Genomic DNA, 4,809 nt, shown 5'->3' with positions numbered 1-4,809 from the left:
TCGGCCGACAGGAACTCCTCTTCGCCAAGACCCAGGCGCTCGGCGATGCGCAGGCCGGCGCCGATCAGGCCGCCGCCCGCAGCGGGCGGCGGGTTGGTCAATACCGTGTAGGGACCGAAGGCCACGCGCAGCGGCTCACGGACCATCGGCGCGTAGCTCGCCACATCCTGTGCGCTAATCAGGCCGCCTTTCGCCGGGCCGAAGTTGTCGACCAGAGACGTCCAGTACCGCGCGACCTGGGCGGCCGGATCGCCTTCGCCGAGCGCGTGCAGGAAATCGCCGAGATCGGGGTTGGCCAGGCGGTCCCCCGCTTGCGGCAGCTCGCCGCGCGGGAAGAACAGGCGTGCGACGGAAGGTGAGCGGCGAGCGATCGGGGCGACCAGGCCGATGATCGCCGCGATCTGGGCGCTGACGGCGAAGCCGTCGCGCGCCCACGCTACCGCCGGTGCGACGACTTCCCGCAGCGGCAGGCGGCCGGCGCGACGGTGCAGCTCAAGCAGGCCGACCAGTTCACCGGGTACCGCCGTCGCCGCTTTCCCGACGTGAAAGGTCTGCGTGGCCTGCCCGAAATCGACGGTTACCGGTGCGAAATCCAGCGGCCGCTGCGTCTCGCTACCAAGACCCGGCGTTACCGCGAAAAAGTCGAGAACTTCGTAACCGTCATCGGCGTCGCCCCAGAGGCAGGCACCCCCCCCGCCCAATGAGGTCAGCGGCAGTTCGGTGACCGTCGCCGCCAGTTTGGCGCCGACGATGGCGTCTATCGCGTTGCCGCCGCGGCGCAGGATGCGTGCCCCCGCTTCGGCAGTATGCGGCTCCGACGCCGCGATCACTCCACCCATTTTCATTCGCGGAGAATACGCGATGGCGCGACACTGGGGAAGGCCGATGGCGTATTTCAGGAAGCCGGGGTGCTGCCGCTTCGGCAGAAAGCCATCACCGCGTCAGGGATGCGCGCCAGCGCGATGACCTGCTCGGCGGCGCCGAGCTTGATCGCTTCCCTCGGCATCCCGAAAACGATGCAACTGGCTTCGTCCTGGGCGATCGTCCGGGCGCCGGCATCGCGCATTTCCTTGAGCCCGCGCGCACCATCGTCACCCATGCCGGTCATGATGATGCCGAGGGCCCTGGCGCCGGCGAACTTGGCGACCGAGCGAAAGAGCACATCCACGGACGGCTTGTGGCGGTTGACCAGCGGGCCGTCGGCGACGTCCACCAGGTATTGCGTTCCGCACCGCTTGAGCATCATGTGCTTGCCACCAGGCGCGATCAGTGCCAGGCCGGGAAGGACATGATCGCCGTCGCGTGCCTCGCGCACCTCGATCTGGCAGAGATCGTTGAGGCGCTGGGCGAGCATCGCGGTAAAGCGCTCGGGCATGTGCTGGACGATCACCAGACCAAGGCAGTGGCTGGGCAGTCTGGTAAGAACCGTCTCCAGCGCCTGGGTGCCGCCGGTTGAAGTGCCGATGGCAACGATCTGCTGGCCACTGCCGGCCAGCGCCGTGGTCGGACCGGCCGCCAGCATGACGTCGGCCGAGTTTTTCGGCCGCCGCTGCTCGGTCGCCGGCGTGCCGGCCGGATGCCGTATGGCGGGCAGGTTCACGCGCGACGCCGTGCGCACCGCACGCACGATTCGCGCGCTGCTCGGTTCGGTGGCGGACTTGGCGCCGGTCGCGGCTCGGCTGATGATGCCGACCGCCCCGGCGGCCATGGCCTCCAGGCTGGCTGGCCCGCCCTCGTTGGCCGGCGATGAGCAGATCAAGACCGCTGTCGGCCGCTCCGCCATCAGCTTGCGAAGAAAGGAAATGCCGGCCGCGCCGGTAGTCTCGATATCGAGCACCAGCACGTCCGGCCATTGTCTTCGCATCTTGTCGATGGCCCCGAGCGGCCCCACCGCTGCCGCCATCACCTCGATGCCCGGCTGCCCGCTCAAGGCCTCGACGACGAACCGGCGAACGGCCGGCGAGTCGGTGACGATCATCACCTGGGTGGAACGCTCGCTGATCGGCTTGTCGGGGGCACGCGGGGTTGTCATTTGCTGACGATTTTACCCTTCAGCCGCTGCAAAACTCCGCCAACCGCTGCCCGGCGCGGCATTTGAGCGAGGCTGTCAAGCTTCCGGCGGCCTCGCTGGCCTCGCCAACACCGGCGGCAGCAGGCGTCGTGGCATGGCGCGCGCAGCTCGGGGGAGGAAGCCCGCGACACGATCGATCGCCCGCCGTGCCGCCTGAAAATCCGGCCGTGCCGATAGCGCCGCCTGCAATGCGCCGAGCGCCTGCGGGTAACGGCGCAAGCGGAACAGCACCAGGCCGAGGTCGTACCAGGCGCCAGCCAGCGCCGAGCCGTTCCCGCTCGCCGCGCGCAGGCACTGCGCCGAGGCGCGCAGATGGCCCTCGTCATCGTCTGCTGCGGGCTCGCCGGGGCGGTCGGTTGCGGCCGCACCGAAAGCCTGCATCGCCTCGCTGCGGCGATTGGTGCGGTAATAGAGCAGACCGAGAAACTGCAGAGAAATGATGTCGTCGGGGATCGCCTGCAGGATGCTGCGGGCGATCGACTCCGCCTGTGCCAGGTTGCCGTCTTGATAGAAAGCTCCGAGCAGGTCGAACAGCGCGTCGATCATTGCTCAGGCCCCTGGTGAATGTCGGCCGGCGGCCCAGGCAAGGTGACGGCCTTGCCTGGGGCTGGCGAGCGCGGAAAGGTGATCAACCGATGTCCACCGGCACGAAGATCTTCGCGTCGTCGCGCTCGATCAACAGCGCCACCATGCCGCCCGACTTGTCGAGCAAGGCGCGCAGTTCCTTGACGTTGTTCACGGCTTGCCCGTTCAGCGAGAGGACGATGTCGCCGGGGCGGATGCCGGCCCTGGCGGCGGGCCCACTGACGCTGTCGACCATCAGGCCGCCGGGCGAGTCGGCCTGTTGACGCTCTTGCGGAGTCAGGGGACGCAGCGCCAGTCCGAGTCGGGAATGATCGACTTGTTCGGTCCCGTTGGCGGCCAGCGCCGGGGTCGGGATCTCACCGACCGAGAGGGCGATGTCGCGGGTCCCTCCCTTGCGCCAGATCTGCAGTTTCACCTGCGTGCCGGGTTTGAGCGCCGCCACCACCGGCGGCAGCTCCGACGAGCTTCCGATCTCGGTGCCGTTCAGTTTCAGGATGATGTCGCCCGGTTCGAGACCGCCCGCGGCCGCCGGGCTGCCTTTCTCGACCGAACTGACCAGCGCACCCGCCGAACTCTTGAGCCCGAACGATTTCGCCAGAGATTGCGAGACTTCCTGGATGGTCACGCCGATGCGTCCGTGACTGACCTTGCCGTCATTGAGCAGCTGTTCCTGGATGTTCATCGCCACGTCGATCGGGATGGCGAACGAGATTCCCTGATAACCGCCGTTGCGGCTGTAGATCTGCGAGTTGATGCCGATCACTTCGCCATTCAGATTGATCAGCGGTCCGCCCGAGTTACCGGGATTGACCGCCACGTCGGTCTGGATGAAGGGGACATAGCTGTCGGAGGCGAGCGAGCGCCCTTTTGCCGAAACAATCCCGGCGGTGACGCTGTTCTCGAAGCCGAACGGTGCGCCGATGGCGACCACCCATTCGCCGACCTTGGCGTCGCCTGGATTGCCCAGCCGGACCACCGGCAGGTTCTTGGCGTCGATGCGCAGGACAGCGATATCGGTCAGCTTGTCCAGCCCCACCACCTTGGCCTTGAACTCCCGCTTGTCGGTCAGCTTGACGGTGACTTCATCGGCGCCGCTGACGACATGCGCGTTGGTCAGGATCAGGCCGTCGGCACGGACGATGAAACCGGAACCCATGCCGCGTGCCGGCGCGCCCTCGTCCGGCGACGGGATGCCGAAGTGGCGGAACAATTCGGGCAGGCGCTCGTCCCGGCCGCCACCAGAATAAGCGGTCTTCGACGATCCGCTGGCGCTGATGTTGACCACTGCCGGGCCGCTGTGCTCGACGATGGCCGTGAAATCGGGTAGCCCGAGACTGGCTCTGGCCAGGGGTGCGGTGGCAGCTTCGTTGGCCGGTTCGGCGACCGCGGCGACGGCATCGGCAGGACGGATGGCGTGCCCGCCGAAGGTGGCGTAGCCGGTACCAACGGCGGCGATCAGTGCCACCGCTATCAGGCTGCGTTTGAACTGCATTGCTTGCATGGTCATCTCCTGTTTGATAGCAGAGCGGAAGCGAGCCGCTTCCCGTGTGCATACCATAGAAGGCCATGACTTAAAGCTGACTTAAAGCGGCACCGAGCGGCTGAATTCAACGCGCGCCCGCAGGCCGCCGAGGCTGGCATCATCGAGCAGCACGCGGGCGCCATGCCGTTCGGCAATGGTCTTGACGATGGCCAGTCCCAGGCCACTGCCGGGGGCGTCGGTTTGCGCCCGGCGATAGAAGCGGTCGAAGACCCGCTGCCGATCCTCGGCGGGGATGCCGGGGCCGGAATCGCACACTTCGACGAAGGCGCCGCTGTCGCTCTCCCCGACGGCGACATCGATCCTGCCTCCCGCAGGGGTATGGCAGATCGCGTTGCTGACCAGGTTGGTCACCAGGATATTCAGCGCGTTGTCGTCACCCTGGACCACGCAGTCAGTGGTGGCCGCCACCGTGGCGAGCGCGATTTGCCGGGCTGCCGCCAGCGGCAGATGCTCGGCGACCACCGTCGCCACCACCTCGGCCAGCCTGACCGGGATCATTTCCAGCTCACCGCCGCCCGGTTCCTGGCGGGCCAGCGTCAGCAGTTGCTGCACGGTATGCGTGGCCCGCCGCAAGCCGCCTTTCAGTTCGGCGAAGGCCTCGGCGCGAGAG

General features: G+C 67.4%; 5 protein-coding genes. All 5 read right to left on the bottom strand.

The features are described from left to right. A partial coding sequence (locus tag RUW20_RS15470) for a gamma-glutamyltransferase (RefSeq protein WP_313953119.1) occupies positions 1–839 on the bottom strand: 839 nt, incomplete at its 3' end. Positions 840–895: 56 nt separating this feature from the next. Further along, the gene (locus tag RUW20_RS15465) at positions 896–2,032 is read right to left on the bottom strand and encodes a chemotaxis response regulator protein-glutamate methylesterase (RefSeq protein ID WP_313953118.1); all 1,137 of its coding nucleotides are present in this window, start codon (positions 2,030–2,032) and stop codon (positions 896–898) included. Positions 2,033–2,107: 75 nt separating this feature from the next. Further along, the gene (locus RUW20_RS15460; protein WP_313953117.1) at positions 2,108–2,617 is read right to left on the bottom strand and encodes a tetratricopeptide repeat protein; all 510 of its coding nucleotides are present in this window, start codon (positions 2,615–2,617) and stop codon (positions 2,108–2,110) included. Between the two features lie 82 nt (positions 2,618–2,699). Beyond that, positions 2,700–4,163 carry a DegQ family serine endoprotease gene (locus RUW20_RS15455; RefSeq protein WP_313953116.1) on the bottom strand — a complete coding sequence of 488 codons (1,464 nt, stop codon included), beginning with the start codon at positions 4,161–4,163 and terminating at the stop codon, positions 2,700–2,702. 75 nt (positions 4,164–4,238) lie between these two features. Then, positions 4,239–4,809, bottom strand: a 571-nt coding sequence (locus tag RUW20_RS15450; RefSeq protein WP_313953115.1) for a HAMP domain-containing sensor histidine kinase, incomplete at its 5' end; no start/stop codon positions are given.

The organism is Accumulibacter sp., assembly GCF_032229525.1.
GTDB lineage: Bacteria > Pseudomonadota > Gammaproteobacteria > Burkholderiales > Rhodocyclaceae > Accumulibacter.
The sequence above is the reverse complement of the archived record's forward strand: the minus strand, read 5'-3'. Positions and strand labels throughout refer to the sequence as shown.

Coding starts and splice junctions, on each gene's coding strand:
- RUW20_RS15465 (WP_313953118.1), bottom strand. CDS start 2,032: ATGACAACCCCGCGTGCCCCCGACAAGCCGATCAGCGAGCGTTCCACC.
- RUW20_RS15460 (WP_313953117.1), bottom strand. CDS start 2,617: ATGATCGACGCGCTGTTCGACCTGCTCGGAGCTTTCTATCAAGACGGC.
- RUW20_RS15455 (WP_313953116.1), bottom strand. CDS start 4,163: ATGACCATGCAAGCAATGCAGTTCAAACGCAGCCTGATAGCGGTGGCA.